The organism is Luteimonas sp. A537, assembly GCF_054052065.1.
In genome coordinates, this window is record NZ_JBSVRH010000003.1 from 287,286 (window position 1) to 302,678 (window position 15,393).

Below are 15,393 nucleotides of genomic sequence, written 5' to 3' on the forward strand. Positions count from 1 at the left end.
CGCCGGATGTCCGCTTTCCGTGCCCGGGATCGTGTACTGCTGGATGCGCCGTCATGCCTGCCGGGTCACGCGCAGGCATGTGCCGTCCATGGCGGTGTCGTCCATCAAACGAAAAGACAGGGAAACCATCATGCTTCGACACCTGACGCTCGCACTCGTCGTCGGCCTCGCCACTCCGGTGGCCGGTGCCCAGACCCGGCAAGCCGTGGCAAACGACACCGTCCTGGTGTTCGATGCCTCCGGTTCGATGTGGGGACAGATCGATGGCGTGCCCAAGATCACCATCGCCCGCGAAGTCGTGCAGGGGCTGTTGGACGACCTGCCACCCGAGCGGCGCCTGGGGCTGGTGGCCTACGGACATAACCGGAAGGGCGACTGCAGCGACATCCAGACGCTGGTTCCCGTGGGCACCGACCGTGATGCGATCGGCAAGGCCATTGCGGGCGTCAATCCGGTCGGCATGACCCCGATGACCGCGGCCGTCGAACATGCGGCAGACGTCCTGAAGTCCACCGAGAACCAAGCCACGGTGATCCTGGTTTCCGACGGCCAGGAGACCTGCCACAAGGACCCCTGCCAGGCCGCGGCCAACCTCAAGAAGATGGGCATCGGCCTGACCGTGCACACCGTTGGTTTCGGCCTGGGCGCGGAAGAGGCCGGCGCGAAAGGTGAGCTGAGCTGCATTGCCGAAGCCACCGGCGGCCGCTTCTTCGTCGCCGACGATGCCGACGAGCTGCGCGCGGCGCTTGATCAGATCAGTGCCGTGCAGGCCGCGGCCGCGGCAAAGCCGGTGCCGGCAGCCGAACCGAAGCCCGTCGCAACCGTGGAAATCAGCCTGTCGGCGACCGACCAGGAGAAGGGACCGACCATCCGGCAGGGCCTGGCGTGGACCGTCCGCCATGGTGCGACCGGCGAGATCCTCCACGAGGAAGCCGATGCCGGCGCCATCAAGGTGAAGCTGCCCCGCGGCGTGCATGACGTCAGCGTGCAGCGCGCATCCGACGGTGCGAGCGCGGAAGGCCAGATCACCGGCTCCAGCCTGGAACTGCCGATCATCGTCAAGCTGGACGCCAGCATCGACGCGCCAGCGACCGGGGCGGCCGGGGCCACGGTGCGCGTGGCCTGGACCGGCCCGGACCAGCCTGGCGACTTCATCTCGGTGGCCAGGCCCGACGCAGCCGGTCATGCATACGAGAACTACACCTACACGAAGAAGGGAAACCCCCTGCAGCTGCTGTTGCCGAAGGACCCGGGCACGTATGAGGTGCGCTACATCCTGGACAGCGGGCGCAAGGTGCTGGTGCGTGAAACGATTACCGTCACCGATACCACGGCGAGCGTGGAGATCCCCGCGACTGCGGAAGCGGGCTCCACGCTGACGATGGCGTGGACCGGCCCGGACTATTCAGGCGATTTCATTTCGGTGGCCAAGCCCGAGGTGCGCGGCGAGTCCTACGAGAACTACACCTATACCCGCGATGGAAACCCGCTGGGGCTGCTGATGCCGGCGGATGCCGGGACCTATGAGGTGCGCTATATCCAGGCCCAGGGACGGAAGGTGCTGGCGCGGGAGGCGATCACCATCACCGCGGTCGACGCGAGCGTGGAGATCCCCGCGACCGCAGCGGCCGGGTCCACGTTGACGATGGCCTGGACCGGCCCCGACTATTCCGGCGACTTCATCTCTGTGGCCAAGCCCGACGTGGGCGGCGAGGCCTACGAAAGCTATACCTACACCCGCGAGGGAAGTCCGCTGCAGCTGCTGATGCCGGCCGTGGCCGGGACGTATGAGGTGCGTTATATCCAGAAGCAGAAGCGCAAGGTGATGGCGCGCGAGACGATCACCATCACCCCCGTCACGGCGAGCCTCCAGGAGGTCCCCGCGACCGCCACGGCCGGTTCGAGGGTCACGGTGGCCTGGACGGGTCCCGACTATTCCGGGGACTACATTTCCGTGGCCAAGCCGGCTGCAGCTGGCAACTCATACGAGAGCTACACCTACACCCGCGATGGAAGCCCCTTGCAACTGCGGATGCCGGCGACTGCGGGGACGTATGAAGTGCGCTATGTGCAGAAGCAGAAAGGAACGGTACTTGCCCGCGAGACGATCAGCGTGACGCCTGCGGACAGCCCCTGATGGAGACCGGAATGAAACACATGCATCGGACCCGTACGGATGCGAGCCGCCGCTTCGGACGCGCGCTGGCCGTGGCGGGATTCTGCAGCCTGCTCGTCGCCTGCGGTGCGGCACCGGCCGATGGCGCCGCTGCCGGATCATCCGACGGCACCGCGCCGGCGGCGACCGTGGCACCCGCACCCGGCGGAGCAGCGGAGCCCGGCTTCCAGGCCACGGTGACCGGCGATCGGGAGCTGGCGCTGGAAGGCGCGAACGCCATGTCCGGTGCCAGGTATGGCCGCTACCACCTCGGTTTTTCCGGCCAGCCGGGCGGCGGATCCGGCCCGGTCGTGATCTCGCTTGCGCGCGATGACACCGCGTCTCCAGCGCCCGGAACCTACGCGCTTGGCGACGATGACGACTTCGACGGCAACATCGAGATCCATCCGGGCCCGGTCGATTACGCCATCGAGGACGGCGAGCTGGTGATTTCCTCCGCTTCGGGCGACGCGTTGACGGGTCGCTACGCGTTCTCGGCGCGAGAGCGCGCCGGCACCGCCTCGGTCACGGTCGAGGGCAGCTTCCAGACCCGCGCGGTGGACTGACGGCGCGCGCTAGGGGAGGCCGCAGCTGGTGTCGCTGAGGATGGTGGATACCCGCGCGAACTCCTCCTGCAGCGGGCTCTTTGCGTCGCCGCGGGCATAGCGCCAGCCGGACTCGATCTCGCGTCCGCGCTGGCGCCAGCCGTCGCAGGCTTCGCCATCGGGGATGCGTTCGCAGCGGTCGTACTGCCATTCGCAGGCGGCGCCGGCGGCAAGGCCCGGGTCGCCGTTGATGCCCACGGTCTGCATCGGGACGCAGCGCGGCTGCGGCTCGGAGGATTCGCTCACGTAGCGGTCGTTGCCGGGCGTATGGCAGCGGTAGATCGGCGGCGGTGGCAGGCGGTCGGCGTCGGCGATGCGCGCGGGTTGCGGTGCGTCGGGCCTCGGCGGGCCGTCGGGCTCGGGCTCTGCCGCGGGTGCGGGTGCAGGTGCCCCCGGTGGCGGCGCCTGCGGCACGTAGACCGGCATCGGCGGCGGCGGCTCGATCACCGTGCGCTCCTCCCGGCTGCCGGCGGGGCAGGGTTCGTCGTTCTGCACGGTCAGCGAGCCGCTGGCGTCGGTGCAGCGGTAGATCACGACCTGGGACGCCGCGGCGATCGCGGGGATGGCGAAGGCAAGGGGAACGGCAAGGGTGACGGCGAGGGCAAGGTCGGCAACGTGGGCTGCCGCCAGGCGAAGGCGGGGTCGGGTGGATCCAAGCATCAATACATCCTGCAGTCGCGGGCGATGCGGGCGTTGAGGCCACGCTCCTCGATGCGCAGGGTATCGCGCTCGCGCTGCTGGGCGTTGAAGAAGCGGCGGCGGATGTCGTCGAGGCGGTCGCCGAGGCGCGCGCAGGTTTCGGCCGGCGGCAGCGCATGGCACTGGTCGCGTTCCCAGGTGCCGGGACCGCCGGGCCAGGCTTGGCCGCCATGGGGCGGGCGCGGGCGCGGGCCGGCATTGCCCGGCTCGGGTCGCGGCGGATCCGGTGGAGTGCTGATGCGGCTGACCGGTGGTGCGCTCAGGCCGCTGCCGGCGCTGCCGGTCCGGCCGCGGCTGCCGATGTCGCCGCGGCCGCCGTGGCCGCGGGGCCCGGCGCCGATTCCCATGGGGTAGCCCATGGTCCACAGCGGCACCCAGCGTGATTCGCCGTCACCGCTGTCGCTTTCGTACGCGCTGCCGTCCGGGCGCACGCACTCGTACAGGGGCTGCGGGGGCTGCGCGACCACGTATTGAACGGTCGGCGGGGACTCGGGCACGGGCGCCGATGGAGCGGCCAACGGTGCCGGCGCAGGCTCGCCATCCACCGGGCGCACCATGTTGCGCATTTGCTGCTGCGCGTCGCCAGTGCAAGGCACGTTGCCGATCACCATCTGGCCGTCGGCGGCCGTGCAGCGGTAGATCGTGATGTCGCCCGCGTCCTGCCCGGCGGCGCCCGCCGCTGCGGCGACCAGGCAGGCCGGCAGCAGGATGGTCGCGGCGATGCGTGCGGACACGGTCCTCATGCGCCCATCTTGCGCGCAGCGGTACCGGGACGAAAGCCCTCACTCCCGCAGCGCGACTCCGGTCCGGGCGTCGCGGATCGGGGTCGGACGCTCCAGGCCGCCGGTGGCACCGGGGAGTACGGCGTCGACGGCGGCGCGCAGTGGGGGAGCAAGATCGGCTTCGCTGCGGGCAGGGGGCTGGCCGGTGGCGTTCGCGCTCGTCGACACCAGCGCTCCGCCGAAACCGCGGCACAGCGCGGCGACCAGCGGATGCGCGCTGACCCGCACCGCAACGCCGTCATGGGCGCCGGTGATCCAGCGCGGCACGCGCGGGGTGGCCGGCAGCACCCAGGTGTTGGCGCCGGGCCAGGATGCAAGCACGGCGTCGCGGCGTGCGGCCGGCAACGCGCCCCAATCGACCAGGCCCTCGAACTGGGCCACGTCCGCCGCGACCAGCAGCAGGCCTTTGCCCACGGCGCGCTGCTTGAGCGCCAGCAGGCGCAGCACCGCGGCTTCGTGGAAGGGATCGCAGCCCAGGCCCCACACGGCTTCGGTGGGGTACGCGACCACCGCCCCTTCGCGGAGCGCGTCAATGACCTTCTGCAGCTGCACCCCGTCCATCCCGGGGTCAGAAGGGGGCGGCGTCGTCCGCTGCCGCGGCCTTCTTCGCCGGAGCCTTCTTCGCGACGGCCTTCTTTGCGACGGTTTTCTTCGCCGCGGTCTTCGTGGCCGTGGCCTTCTTCGCCGCGGTGGATGTCGTCTTCTTCGCGACCTTCTTCTTGGCGGCCTTCTTCGTCGTGGTCTTCTTCACCGCAGCCTTCTTCGCCGGCACCTTCTTCGCAGCGGCCTTCTTGCCGAAGCGGCCACGCGCGGGCTTGCCGGTTTCTTCCAGCAGCGTCACGACCTCTTCGAAGGTCAGCGAAGCGGGCTCGCGATCCTTGGGGATCTTGCCGTTGAGCTTGCCGTCGCTGATGTAGGGCCCGTAGCGGCCGTTGAGCACCTGGATGTCGCTGTCGGGGAAGGCCTTGATGATGCGGTTGCGCGCGATCTCTTCCTTTTCCTCGATCAGGAACACCGCGCGCGCGAGGTCGATCGTGTACGGGTCGTCCTCCTTCTTGAGCGAGGCATACACGCTGCCGCGCTTGGCGAAGGGCCCGAAGCGGCCAACGCCAACGCTCACTTCCTCTTCCTTGTCCTGGCCGAGGGTGCGCGGCAGGCGGAACAGGTCGATCGCGGCCTCGAGCGTGATGGTGTGCATGCTCTGGCCCGGGCGCAGCGAGGCGAAGCGCGGCTTCTCCTCTTCGCCCTCGGCCATGCTGCCGATCGCGGCGTAGGGTCCGTAGCGGCCCAGGCGCACGCTGACCGGCTTGCCGGTCTTGGGATCGGTGCCGAGCTCGCGCGCGCCGGTGGCCTGGCTGCGGTCGACGCTCTCGGTCTTCTCGTCCACCAGTTCCTTGAACGGACCCCAGAACTTCTCCATCAGCGGCACCCACTCTTCCTCGCCGCGCGACACCGCGTCGAGCTCGTCCTCAAGCTTCGCGGTGAAGTCGTAGTCGACGTAGCGGGTGAAGTGGCTGCTCAGGAAGTTGGACACCGCGCGGCCGACGTCGCTGGGGCGGAAGGCGCGGCCTTCCATTTCGACGTACTTGCGGAACTGCAGGGTCTGGATGATCGAAGCGTAGGTGGACGGCCGGCCGATGCCGTACTCCTCCAGCGTCTTCACCAGCGACGCTTCGGTGAAGCGCGGCGGCGGCTGGGTGAAGTGCTGGTCGGCGTGGATACGGTCGAGCGGCACGCGGTCGCCGGGCTTCATCGCCGGGAGCTTGCGGCCTTCGTCGTCGTCGTCCTTGCCCTTGTTGTCCTTGCCTTCCTCGTACACGGCCAGGAAGCCGGGGTCGACCACGGTGGTGCCGCTGGCGCGGAAGGTGTGCTCGCTGCCGGCGGCCAGGTCGACCGACACGGTGTTGAGGATCGCCGGCACCATCTGCGAGGCCACCGCGCGCTTCCAGACCAGTTCGTACAGACGGCGTTCGTCGTCGGACAGGAAGCGCGCCACCTGGGTCGGCGTGCGCAGTGCGGACGTCGGGCGCACGGCCTCGTGGGCCTCCTGCGCGTTCTTGGCCTTGGTCTGGTAGAAATTGGGCTTGTCGGGCAGCGCACCGGTGCCGAAGTCACGCGCGATCACGTCGCGGATCTCGCCCAGCGCCTCGGCCGACAGGCTGACCGAGTCGGTACGCATGTAGCTGATCAGGCCGACCGCGCCTTCCTCGCCGATTGCGACGCCCTCGTACAGCTTCTGCGCCACCTGCATGGTGCGGCGGGTGGTGAAGCCGAGCTTGCGCGAGGCTTCCTGCTGCAGGGTCGAGGTGGTGAAGGGCGGCGCCGGGCGGCGCTTGCGCTCCTTGCTGGCGACATCGGTGACGTGCAGCGCGCCCTGCGCCGCGGCCACGATGCGGCTGCGCGCGTCCTCGGCGGTGTCGCCATCGGTGACGGTGAACTGCTCGAACTTCTTGCCGTCGAGCCTGGTGAGCTTGGCGCTGAAGGCCTGCGTCGGGTGCGCGCATTCGGCTTCGATCGACCAGTACTCGCGGGCGATGAAGGCCTCGATCTCTTCCTCGCGCTCCACGATCATGCGCAGCGCCGGCGACTGCACGCGGCCGGCGGACAGGCCGCGCTGCACCTTGCGCCACAGCACCGGCGACAGGTTGAAGCCGACCAGGTAGTCCAGCGCGCGGCGCGCCTGCTGCGCATCGACAAGGTCGGCGGCGATCGCGCGTGGCGTCAGCATTGCTTCCTTGATCGCGCGCGGCGTGATCTCGGTGAACACCACCCGCTGCAGCTCCTTGCCCTCGAGCAGGCCGCGTTCCTTCAGGATCTCCGCGATATGCCAGCTGATCGCCTCGCCCTCGCGGTCCGGGTCGGTCGCGAGGTAGATGCCGTCCGCCGCCTTCGCCGCCTTGGCGATTGCCTCGACGTGCTTCTCGTTCTTGTCGATCAGGTCGTAGCGCATCCGGAAGCCGTTTTCGGGATCGACCGCACCCTCTTTTGGCACCAGGTCGCGGACGTGGCCGTACGAGGCCAGCACCTGGAAATCCTTGCCGAGGTACTTGTTGATCGTCTTGGCCTTGGCGGGCGACTCGACAATGAGGAGGTTTTTGGCCATTGCGGCTGGGGTTCCGGGGACGGCGGGCGCCGCGCCTTGATGTGGGGTGATGTAGACGCCGACGCCCGGGACAGGTGCCCCGGGCGTTCGATGCTGCTCTTTATAGTGGAATCACGGCCGCGATGGCACTGTCAAGCGCGACGTGGGCCGAATGCGTTCAGCCGCGGCACTCCGGCGGAAGCCAGCGGTCGTCGATGCTGGACGAGCAGGTCCACCGGGCGGAGCCGGGCTCCAGCTGCCACCAGACCCGGCCCCCGTCCATGTCCGCGCTGCCGGTGCCGCCAAGTTCCAGCTCGATGCGGCAGCTGCCGTCATCGTCTTCGTCCACCGTCATGACTTGCATCTGCTTCCCCCGGGGCAGGATCGTGCCGCGGCCGTGGGCCGCGGTGGTCTTCTGGATTGCCGGCTCGCGGCCGGAACCCCGCCATTGTGGCGGTTTCGCGATGCAAACGCCCCGTCGGTGGCGTCGACGGGGGGCTCAGTGCACCGTTTCGGGCTCGTCCACGAACATCTGGGTTTCCATCCAGGCGTAGGCGGCTTCGGATCCGGGCTGGTTGAACAGGACCATCAGGACGACCCACTTGAGGTCGTCAAGGTCGAGTTCGTCCTGGTCGAGGGCCATGGCGCGGTCGACGACCAGTTCGCGGCGGTCGGCGTCGATCACGCCGTGCTGCTCGAGGAACATCAGGAAGCCGCGGCACTCCACGTCCAGCTTGGCCTCTTCCGGGGCCGAGAACAGGCGCGTGGGACCGTTGGCGCGCGACGGGCCGTCCGCGGGCCGCTGGGCGGCGAGCGCATCGAGCCAATCGAAGGCCTTGCTGGTTTCCGCGGGGCTGAATCCGGCCTGGAGCAGGCCGCTCTGGAGGGAGTCGCGGTCGCGGGCGAGGTCCGCGTCTTCGGTGAAATAGTGTTCGAACAGGTAGAGCAGGACGTCCAGGATGCTCTCTTTCATTACCCCCGGCCTGCGCCCGGGGGCGCGTTACTGAGACTTTCGGGAATACCGGCCATGCTCGACCGCGACACGACCCTCCAGCTCCATGAGCAGCAGCATGCTTCCTAGCTCCGCAACCGTCAATGCGGTGCGCGAGACCAGTTCATCCATACCGGTGGGGTCGTGTCCCAGCGCATGCCACAAGCGCTGGTGGTCGGAGCCTGCGGGCGGATCGGCAGTGCCGGCCGCCCGGGCGTTGTTCCCGACGCCATCAATGGGGACGCGGAGGCGTCCACGCAAGTCGTCGCCGAGGCTGATCGCAAGCGGGGCCAGTGCTTCCGCCACTTCGGCCGGTGATTCCACGAGGGCGGCGCCGTCGCGGATCAGGCGGTGGCAGCCGCGGGCCTTGGGGTTGTGGATCGAGCCCGGGATGGCGAACACCTCGCGCCCGGCCTCTCCGGCCAGCCGTGCGGTGATGGCGGCTCCCGAACGCAGGGCCGCCTCGACCACCACCACGCCGAGCGAGAGGCCCATCAGGATCCGGTTGCGACTGGGGAACGCGCCGCGCCCGTACGCCGCGCCCGGAGGCAGCTCGCTGACGACCGCCCCGGTGCGGGCGATGTCCCGGTACAGGCCGGCGTTGCGCCGCGGGTAGGGCTGGTCGATGGCGGTGCCGAGCACGGCCACGGTGCGGCCGGCTGGCGCCGCGAGCGCGCCCTCGTGGGCGGCGGTGTCGATGCCGGCGGCCATGCCGCTGCACACCGACAGGCCGGACGTGGCGAAGGCGCGGGCGAAGTCGTAGGCGTTTCTCAGGCCGCCGGCGCTGGCCGCGCGGCTGCCGACCACGGCCACCGTCGGATGCCAGAGCAGGTTGGCGTCGCCCACGACCCAGAGCGCCAGCGGCGCGGTGTCCAGGCGGCGCAGCAGGGGTGGATAGTCCGGATCCTGCACGCCGATGAGCCGGCGCCCGGGTCCGGCATCGAGCCAACGCAGGCGTTGCAGCAGGTCTTCGCCACCGTCGCGGGCGCAGAGGGCGCCCTGCTGGGCGGTGTCCAGGCCGGCGGCGCGCCAGGCGGTGCGCCCGGAGCCTAGCGCCGCGCGGGGGCTGCCGTGGCTTTCCAGCAGCCTGCGGCGGGGGGCGCTGCGGCCGCCTGCGGCCAGCAGGCGCAGCAATGCCAGAGTGTCTTCGCTGTCCATGGCCCAGCCTTGCCCGGATACGACGACGGCGCCCTCGGGCGCCGTCGCGTGTACAGGTCAGGGAAGGCCGCGCCTCAGTAGGTCGCGTCCGGATGCTTGAGGTGGTAGCCGACGCGGCTGGGCTTGATGCTGTCCATGACCAGGCCGTAGCTGACCTTGTCGAAGGTGCGGAACACCATCACGTGGCCGGCGAACTCGTCGGGCAGGCGCACCTTGTTCTCGAAGAACACGGTGGCCTCGTCGCGGGCCAGGCCCTTCTCGACGCGGTCGACGGTGTTGGTGCCTTCGCGCCAGATCGAGAACACGGTGCCGTTGTCCACGCCTTCGCGGGCGCCGACCGACAGCGCGATAACGTCGCGCGGGCCGCCGGAGGTGAGCATGTCGGTCACCGCCAGCACGCGCGCCTTGCCGTAGTCGGTCTGGACCGCCGGCGGGTGCGGGAAGAACTGCAGGTCGTAGGGCTGGGCGTCCACCGCAACCACGCGGTCGCCGATGCGGACCTCGCGGCCCTCCTCGTCGAGCAGCAGGGTGCTGGCCTGGATGCCGCCGACTTCGCCGCGGGTCAGGGTGCCGGCGGTCACGCGCATCAGCTCGTGGCCCAGCACTTCCTGGCCCTTGTCGGGCATGACCACGTTGGCCCAGTACTGGCCCCAGTCGATACTGCGGCGACCGGTGGCGTCGAGCTCGTCACGGCCGAAGGTGTCGCAGCACATGCCGGCGCGCAGCAGGTGGGTGTAGCGCACGGTCGGGCGCAGCACCGCGTAGCGGGTGCCGGGCGATGCGTCGCCAAGCCCGCGCACGTAGACGACCTGGCCGCGGCTGGCGCGCATCCGATCCTCTTCAAGGCCGACCACGTAGGGCATGTGGTCGAACGCGTCGACCACGCTCAGGTCCTTGAGGAAGGGCTCGATCTCGGACAGCGGGACGGCGTTGATCGGCGCGGCCTCGGTCCGCGGGCCCGGCGTGACGCTGACGCCGACGCGGTTCAAGTAGGCCAGGCTGATCACGTCACCCGGATAGATCAGGTGCGGATTGGCGATCTGCGGATTGGCCTGCCAGATTTCCGGCCACAGCCAAGGCTTCTCGAGGAAGCGGCCCGAGATGTCCCACAGCGTGTCGCCACGCTGGACGACATAAGTATCCGGGTGGTCGCCGCGCAGGCCTTGGGCCGCCGCGTACGTAGCCACCGTGAGCATCGCTACCGCAATACCCGTGCGTAGCGCATTAGAAAGGCGCTGAAGCTTGCCGGCCATCTACTTGCTCCCCTTGGAGATTTCCCCGTATAGCGGCCGCACTATGCCTACAGGAACCGATCCGGCGCAAGCCTGCTGGCGCTACAATTGCAAGCCGTGCCGCACGGTTGTGACGGCGGCCTCCCTTTATCGCCCACCTGTATGTCTCTGATCAGCATCCTCGAACACCCCCATCCGAACCTGCGCAAGGTCGCTGCCGAGCGCGAAGCGGCCGGCATTGCCGATCCTTCCTTCCAGCGCCTGCTCGACGACATGTTCGAGACCATGTACGAAGCCCCGGGCATCGGCCTGGCGGCAACCCAGGTCGACGTCCACGAACGTTTCATGGTGCTCGACGTCACCGATACCCGCGACCAGCCGCTGGTGTTCATCAACCCGGTGATCCGCGAGCGTTCGGCCGAACTGCGCGTGCACCAGGAAGGCTGCCTGTCGATCCCGGGTATCTTCGCCGACGTCACCCGCGCCGACGGCATCGAAGTCGAGGCGCTCGACCGCTACGGCAAGCCGTTCACCATGGCCGTCGACGGCCTTCTGGCCACCTGCGTGCAGCACGAGATCGACCACCTGGACGGCACGCTGTTCATCGACCATCTCTCGCCCTTCAAGCGCGACCGCGCGATGAAGAAATACGAGAAGCTGCGCCGGCATGGCGACTGATCGCCCCGGCAGGGGCGCCGTCCGATGAGGATCGTGTTCGCGGGCACGCCGGAGTTCGCGGTGGCTTCCCTGCGCGCTGCCTGCACGAAGGCGGAAGTGGTGGCGGTCTATACCCAGCCGGACCGCCCCGCGGGGCGTGGCCGCGGGCTGCAGGCTTCGCCGGTGAAGCTTGAGGCGCTGGCGCGCGGCATCCCCGTGCTGCAGCCGGAAAGCCTGAAGACGCAGGTGGCGCGTGATGCGCTGCGTGCGCTCAGGCCCGACCTCATGGTGGTGGTGGCCTACGGCCTGCTGCTGCCACAGAAGATCCTCGATATCCCCGAAGACGGCTGCTGGAACGTGCACGCCTCGCTGCTGCCGCGCTGGCGCGGCGCCGCGCCGATCCAGCGCGCGATCGAGGCCGGCGACGCACAGACCGGCGTCTGCCTGATGAAGATGGAGAAGGGCCTGGATACCGGCCCGGTGCTGCTGTCGCAGTCGCTGGCCATCGGCGCGGAGGAGACCGGCGGCCAGCTGCACGACCGGCTGGCTGAACTCGGCGCCCAGGTGCTGGCCGACGGCCTCGGCCTGCTGCGTGCCGGCATCCGCCCGGTGCCGCGGCCGCAGCCCGAGCAGGGCGTGACCTACGCCCACAAGCTCGACAAGGCGGAGGCGAAGCTGGACTGGTCGCAGCCGGCCGACGCGCTGGCGCGCAAGGTCCGTGCCTTCAGCCCCTGGCCGGTTGCCGAGGCCACCCTGGCCGGTGAGCGCGTGCGCATCCACGCCGCGGTCGCCGTGGATGCGCCGGCGGGCGCGCCCCCCGGCGCCGTGCTGGCCGCCGGTCGCGACGGCATCGATGTCGCCTGCGGCACCGGTGCGCTGCGCATCCGCACGCTGCAGCGCGACGGCGGCAAGGCGATCGCCGCGGCCGACTACCTCAACGCCCGCCGCGACCTCGTCGCGCCCGGACCCTAGACGGCCTCGGCCTCGACCAGCCAGACCTCGCCCCGACGCGCGCGGGGCAGGCCGCCCAGCAGTGCGAAAAGCGGCGCCAGCAGGCGCACGCCCCAGCCCAGTTTGCGCACGCGCCGGAACGGGTTGGACACCGCCCGCTCGCCGCGGATCGCGAAGCCGGCCTCCGCGAGGGCCTTTTCCAGCATCCAGGGGCTTTGCGGGCTGATGTGGCCCTGCTCGCGGTAATCCACGTCCCGGAACCACTGGAACTCGCCGCGGCGCAGGAACAGCGCCTGCGAGACCGGGTTGGCGATGTTCGGCGTCGACAGCACCAGCCGGCCGCCTTTCGGCAGCAGCTCGCGGATCTGCCGCAGCATGTGCCGAGGGTTCTCCAGGTGCTCGACGATCTCCAGCGCCATGACCGCATCGAAGCCCTCCGGCCACTGCGCCGCGAACGGGCCGTTGAGGTCGGCCGCAACGAACGGCACGTGCGCGGGCTTGAAGCTCTCCGCGAACAGGTCGCTGGCGGTAACCCGGTAGCCGGCGTCGTCCAGGCGCAGCGACATCGCGCCGCTGCCGGCGCCGAACTCCAGCACCCGCGCACCGGGTGCGACCGCGGCGCCCAGCAGCGCCGCGGCGGCCTCGTGCAGGCCCGGGGCAGCGTAGATCGGCAGGCCCCGGTACTCGCGCATGCGGCGGCCGTCGAAGCCGGTGCGGAAGCTGTCGGCGCGGCCGGTGGCGGCGTCCGGCGGCGGGGCTGGCGTGTCGGGCATGGGCGGGTCGGCCGAGGGCGGGGGCGTGCCAGTCTGGCATGGCCGCCCGCACCGGGCCGCCGCATCGCGCGACAATGCCGGGATGAAGACTTCATCCGGCAGCCTGCCGCGCGTGGTGGCCGCGCGCATCCTCGACGCGGTGCTGCACCGCGGACATTCGCTGCGCGCCGAGCTCGCCGCGCACCTCGATTCGCTCGACGACGTGCGCGACCGGGCGCTGGTGGAGGCGATCTGCTTCGCCGCCCTGCGCCAGCACGCGCGCGCCGATGCCGCACTGTCGGCGTGGATGGCGAAGCCGCCCGGCCGCCGCGATGGAGACCTGCGCGCGCTGCTGCACGCCGGCTTCGCCCAGCTCGACCCGCTGGGCCTGGCACCGCACGCCGCCGTGGCCGAAACCGTCGACGCCGCCCGCGGCATCGGCCGCGCGCACCAGGCGAAGCTGGTCAATGCCCTGCTGCGCCGAGCGCAGCGCGACGGCCTGCCCGCCGCCGCTCCGGTCGATGCCTGGCCGGGCTGGCTGCGCGACCGCATCCGCGCCGACTGGCCGGACGATGCGGACGCCATCTTCGCGGCCAGCGCGCAGCCGGCGCCGACCTGGCTGCGGGTGAACCGCCGCCGCGGGACGCGCGACGCCTACCTCGCCCGCCTGCACGAGGCCGGCATCGATGCCGTGGCCGAGGCGACGCTGGATGACGCCCTGCGGCTGCCCCAGTCCATCGCCGTGGGCGCGCTGCCGGGGTTCGCCGATGGCGACGCCTCGGTGCAGGACGGTGCCGCCCAGGCCGTGGCCGACGCCCTGGCACCGGCGCCCGGCGCGCGCGTTCTCGACGCCTGCGCCGCGCCCGGCGGCAAGTCCGCGCACCTGCTCGAGCGCGATCCCACGCAGCGCCTGCTGGCCATCGACGTCGACGCCCGGCGCCTGGCGCGGGTGCGTGACACCTGGCGCCGGCTGGGCCTGGGCGAAGGCATCGATCCCGCCGCCGCGACGCGCGTGGCCGACGCCACCGACCCCGCCGCGTGGTGGGACGGGGAGCCCTTCGACGCCATCCTGGTCGACGCACCCTGCTCGGCCACCGGCATCGTCCGCCGCCAGCCCGACGTGCTGCTGCACCGCCGCGCCGCCGACGTCGACGCCCTGGTGGCGCTGCAGGCCAGGCTGCTCGATGCGGCCTGGACGATGCTGCGCCCCGGCGGGGCGCTGCTTTACGCCACCTGCTCGATCCTGGCCGCGGAGAACGCGGACCAGATCGATGGCTTCCTCGCCCGCCATGCGGATGCCGCGGCCGAACCGCTGGACGCGCGTTCCGGCCGCGAAAGCGGCGCCGGCCGGCAGCGCCTGCCCGGCGAGGGCGGGATGGACGGTTTCTACGTCGCGCGCCTGCGCAGGGTGGCCGTGCCCTAGGCCGCGGCCGCACCCGCACCCGCACCCGCGCATCGTGCCTTTGCAGGCGTACGCAGTTCCTGTCGCGGGTTCAGGGCGGCTGCGGCGAGGTGTGCGTCCAGGCCGAGCTCGCAGCGCGTCAGCCGGTGCCGCCGGGTTTCGGCGACGTAGCGGTCGTTGGGGCTGGCGCCGTCCTCGTGCCGTTCCTGGTGGTGCAAGTGGTAGGCGACTCCCGCGAAGCGCAGCTGCCTGCACTGGATGCCGTCGTTGTGCGCGCGCCAGGCCAGCTCCACGTCCTCGCGGCCCCAGCCCTCCATGCGCTCGTCGAAGCCGTTGAGGCGCACCAGGTCGTCGCGCCACCAGCCCTGGTTGCAGGTCTTGATGGTGCGCGGCGCGGTCGTGCGGTTGGCGGCCAGCCACGCGCCGGACAGCAGCAGCGAGCGCAGCGCGTTGCGGCGCCGGGACACGTCGCGCGCGAACGGTGTTGGCCTCTCGCCTGGATCCGCGAGCATGCGTTCGCGGAAGCAGGGGCCGGTCAGGACGCGCGAGCCCTGGATGAAGCTCCCGCGGCGGGCGGCGCGGACATGGTCGGCGATGAAGTGGCGCTCGAGCACCATGTCGCCGTCGAGCAGGAGCACGTAGTCGCCGCAGGCCGCGGCGATCGCCAGGTTGCGCGCCCGGCCCACGCGGAAGCCCCTGTCGGGTTGCCAGACGTGGCGCAGCGGCACCGGACAGGTGCGCGCGAGCGACGCCACGAGGTCCGCGGTGTCGCTGCGGGAGCCGTCGTCGGCGACGATCACCTCGTCCGGAAGGCGGGTCTGCCGCGCCGCGCTTTCCAGCACGCGCTGCAGGGCCTGCTTCCAGTTGTAGGTCGTCACCAGCAGGCTGATGGACGCGGGAGGCGCATGGCGCCGAAGGAGGCGGGAG

General features: G+C 70.8%; 15 protein-coding genes. 5 read left to right on the forward strand and 10 right to left on the reverse strand.

Features of this window, described 5'->3' with window-relative positions; translation table 11 throughout:
* The first annotated feature begins 130 nt into the window (after window positions 1-130).
* Window positions 131-2,137, forward strand: coding sequence for a vWA domain-containing protein (locus ACW7GZ_RS08900; RefSeq protein ID WP_457004430.1), 2,007 nt, complete (start codon window positions 131-133; stop codon window positions 2,135-2,137).
* A gap of 20 nt (window positions 2,138-2,157) precedes the next feature.
* Window positions 2,158-2,721: a hypothetical protein gene (locus tag ACW7GZ_RS08905; RefSeq protein ID WP_457008848.1), complete on the forward strand. Its 564-nt coding sequence runs from the start codon at window positions 2,158-2,160 to the stop codon at window positions 2,719-2,721.
* Window positions 2,722-2,730: 9 nt separating this feature from the next.
* On the opposite strand, the gene ACW7GZ_RS08910 is transcribed toward ACW7GZ_RS08905, so the two are convergent.
* The 8 genes from ACW7GZ_RS08910 to ACW7GZ_RS08945 all read right to left on the reverse strand — a co-directional run bounded on the left by ACW7GZ_RS08910 (window position 2,731) and on the right by ACW7GZ_RS08945 (window position 10,668).
* A complete protein-coding gene (locus ACW7GZ_RS08910; RefSeq protein ID WP_457008850.1) occupies window positions 2,731-3,420 on the reverse strand; it encodes a DUF4124 domain-containing protein in 690 nt (229 codons plus the stop codon).
* Window positions 3,420-4,202, reverse strand: coding sequence for a DUF4124 domain-containing protein (locus ACW7GZ_RS08915; RefSeq protein ID WP_457004436.1), 783 nt, complete (start codon window positions 4,200-4,202; stop codon window positions 3,420-3,422). The genes ACW7GZ_RS08910 and ACW7GZ_RS08915 overlap by 1 nt, the downstream gene beginning before the upstream one ends.
* 39 nt (window positions 4,203-4,241) lie before the next feature.
* The gene (locus ACW7GZ_RS08920; RefSeq protein WP_457004437.1) at window positions 4,242-4,802 is read right to left on the reverse strand and encodes a Sua5/YciO/YrdC/YwlC family protein; all 561 of its coding nucleotides are present in this window, start codon (window positions 4,800-4,802) and stop codon (window positions 4,242-4,244) included.
* A 7-nt stretch (window positions 4,803-4,809) separates the two neighbouring features.
* Window positions 4,810-7,344 (reverse strand): DNA topoisomerase I, encoded by a 2,535-nt coding sequence (locus ACW7GZ_RS08925; protein ID WP_457004438.1) that lies wholly within the window; start codon window positions 7,342-7,344, stop codon window positions 4,810-4,812.
* A 157-nt stretch (window positions 7,345-7,501) separates the two neighbouring features.
* Window positions 7,502-7,687: a pilin gene (locus ACW7GZ_RS08930; RefSeq protein WP_457004440.1), complete on the reverse strand. Its 186-nt coding sequence runs from the start codon at window positions 7,685-7,687 to the stop codon at window positions 7,502-7,504.
* A gap of 135 nt (window positions 7,688-7,822) precedes the next feature.
* On the reverse strand, window positions 7,823-8,296 hold the full coding sequence (locus ACW7GZ_RS08935; protein ID WP_457004441.1) for a DUF494 family protein: 474 nt from the start codon (window positions 8,294-8,296) through the stop codon (window positions 7,823-7,825).
* Window positions 8,297-8,323: 27 nt separating this feature from the next.
* Entirely contained in the window at window positions 8,324-9,472 is a 1,149-nt protein-coding gene (dprA, locus tag ACW7GZ_RS08940; RefSeq protein ID WP_457008852.1) for a DNA-processing protein DprA, read from the reverse strand.
* Between the two features lie 74 nt (window positions 9,473-9,546).
* Window positions 9,547-10,668, reverse strand: coding sequence for a LysM peptidoglycan-binding domain-containing protein (locus ACW7GZ_RS08945; protein WP_457008854.1), 1,122 nt, complete (start codon window positions 10,666-10,668; stop codon window positions 9,547-9,549).
* Window positions 10,669-10,866: 198 nt separating this feature from the next.
* Here ACW7GZ_RS08945 and def point away from each other — a divergent pair, with 198 nt between their 5' ends.
* Together def and fmt are read left to right on the forward strand one after the other, a co-directional pair.
* A complete protein-coding gene (gene def, locus ACW7GZ_RS08950) occupies window positions 10,867-11,382 on the forward strand; it encodes a peptide deformylase (protein WP_457008856.1) in 516 nt (171 codons plus the stop codon).
* Between the two features lie 24 nt (window positions 11,383-11,406).
* Window positions 11,407-12,333: a methionyl-tRNA formyltransferase gene (gene fmt / locus ACW7GZ_RS08955; RefSeq protein WP_457004448.1), complete on the forward strand. Its 927-nt coding sequence runs from the start codon at window positions 11,407-11,409 to the stop codon at window positions 12,331-12,333.
* Here fmt and ACW7GZ_RS08960 read toward each other — a convergent pair.
* Complete coding sequence (locus tag ACW7GZ_RS08960; protein ID WP_457004450.1) at window positions 12,330-13,085, reverse strand: class I SAM-dependent methyltransferase; 756 nt, start codon at window positions 13,083-13,085, stop codon at window positions 12,330-12,332. The genes fmt and ACW7GZ_RS08960 overlap by 4 nt on opposite strands.
* 82 nt (window positions 13,086-13,167) lie before the next feature.
* Here ACW7GZ_RS08960 and rsmB point away from each other — a divergent pair, with 82 nt between their 5' ends.
* The gene (rsmB, locus tag ACW7GZ_RS08965) at window positions 13,168-14,487 is read left to right on the forward strand and encodes a 16S rRNA (cytosine(967)-C(5))-methyltransferase RsmB (RefSeq protein WP_457004452.1); all 1,320 of its coding nucleotides are present in this window, start codon (window positions 13,168-13,170) and stop codon (window positions 14,485-14,487) included.
* On the opposite strand, the gene ACW7GZ_RS08970 is transcribed toward rsmB, so the two are convergent.
* The gene (locus tag ACW7GZ_RS08970) at window positions 14,484-15,356 is read right to left on the reverse strand and encodes a glycosyltransferase family 2 protein (protein WP_457009149.1); all 873 of its coding nucleotides are present in this window, start codon (window positions 15,354-15,356) and stop codon (window positions 14,484-14,486) included. The two genes, rsmB and ACW7GZ_RS08970, sit on opposite strands and share 4 nt — an antisense overlap.
* Between the last annotated feature and the right edge of the window lie 37 nt (window positions 15,357-15,393).

Bases quoted from the DNA above. Each gene is read 5' to 3' on its own strand.
- dprA (WP_457008852.1), bottom strand. From the start codon at position 9,472: ATGGACAGCGAAGACACTCTGGCATTGCTGCGCCTGCTGGCCGCAGGC.
- ACW7GZ_RS08915 (WP_457004436.1), bottom strand. From the start codon at position 4,202: ATGAGGACCGTGTCCGCACGCATCGCCGCGACCATCCTGCTGCCGGCC.
- ACW7GZ_RS08960 (WP_457004450.1), bottom strand. From the start codon at position 13,085: ATGCCCGACACGCCAGCCCCGCCGCCGGACGCCGCCACCGGCCGCGCC.
- ACW7GZ_RS08935 (WP_457004441.1), bottom strand. From the start codon at position 8,296: ATGAAAGAGAGCATCCTGGACGTCCTGCTCTACCTGTTCGAACACTAT.
- ACW7GZ_RS08900 (WP_457004430.1), top strand. From the start codon at position 131: ATGCTTCGACACCTGACGCTCGCACTCGTCGTCGGCCTCGCCACTCCG.
- fmt (WP_457004448.1), top strand. From the start codon at position 11,407: ATGAGGATCGTGTTCGCGGGCACGCCGGAGTTCGCGGTGGCTTCCCTG.
- ACW7GZ_RS08945 (WP_457008854.1), bottom strand. From the start codon at position 10,668: ATGCTCACGGTGGCTACGTACGCGGCGGCCCAAGGCCTGCGCGGCGAC.
- ACW7GZ_RS08920 (WP_457004437.1), bottom strand. From the start codon at position 4,802: ATGGACGGGGTGCAGCTGCAGAAGGTCATTGACGCGCTCCGCGAAGGG.
- ACW7GZ_RS08910 (WP_457008850.1), bottom strand. From the start codon at position 3,420: ATGCTTGGATCCACCCGACCCCGCCTTCGCCTGGCGGCAGCCCACGTT.
- rsmB (WP_457004452.1), top strand. From the start codon at position 13,168: ATGAAGACTTCATCCGGCAGCCTGCCGCGCGTGGTGGCCGCGCGCATC.
- ACW7GZ_RS08905 (WP_457008848.1), top strand. From the start codon at position 2,158: ATGCATCGGACCCGTACGGATGCGAGCCGCCGCTTCGGACGCGCGCTG.
- ACW7GZ_RS08930 (WP_457004440.1), bottom strand. From the start codon at position 7,687: ATGCAAGTCATGACGGTGGACGAAGACGATGACGGCAGCTGCCGCATC.
- def (WP_457008856.1), top strand. From the start codon at position 10,867: ATGTCTCTGATCAGCATCCTCGAACACCCCCATCCGAACCTGCGCAAG.
- ACW7GZ_RS08925 (WP_457004438.1), bottom strand. From the start codon at position 7,344: ATGGCCAAAAACCTCCTCATTGTCGAGTCGCCCGCCAAGGCCAAGACG.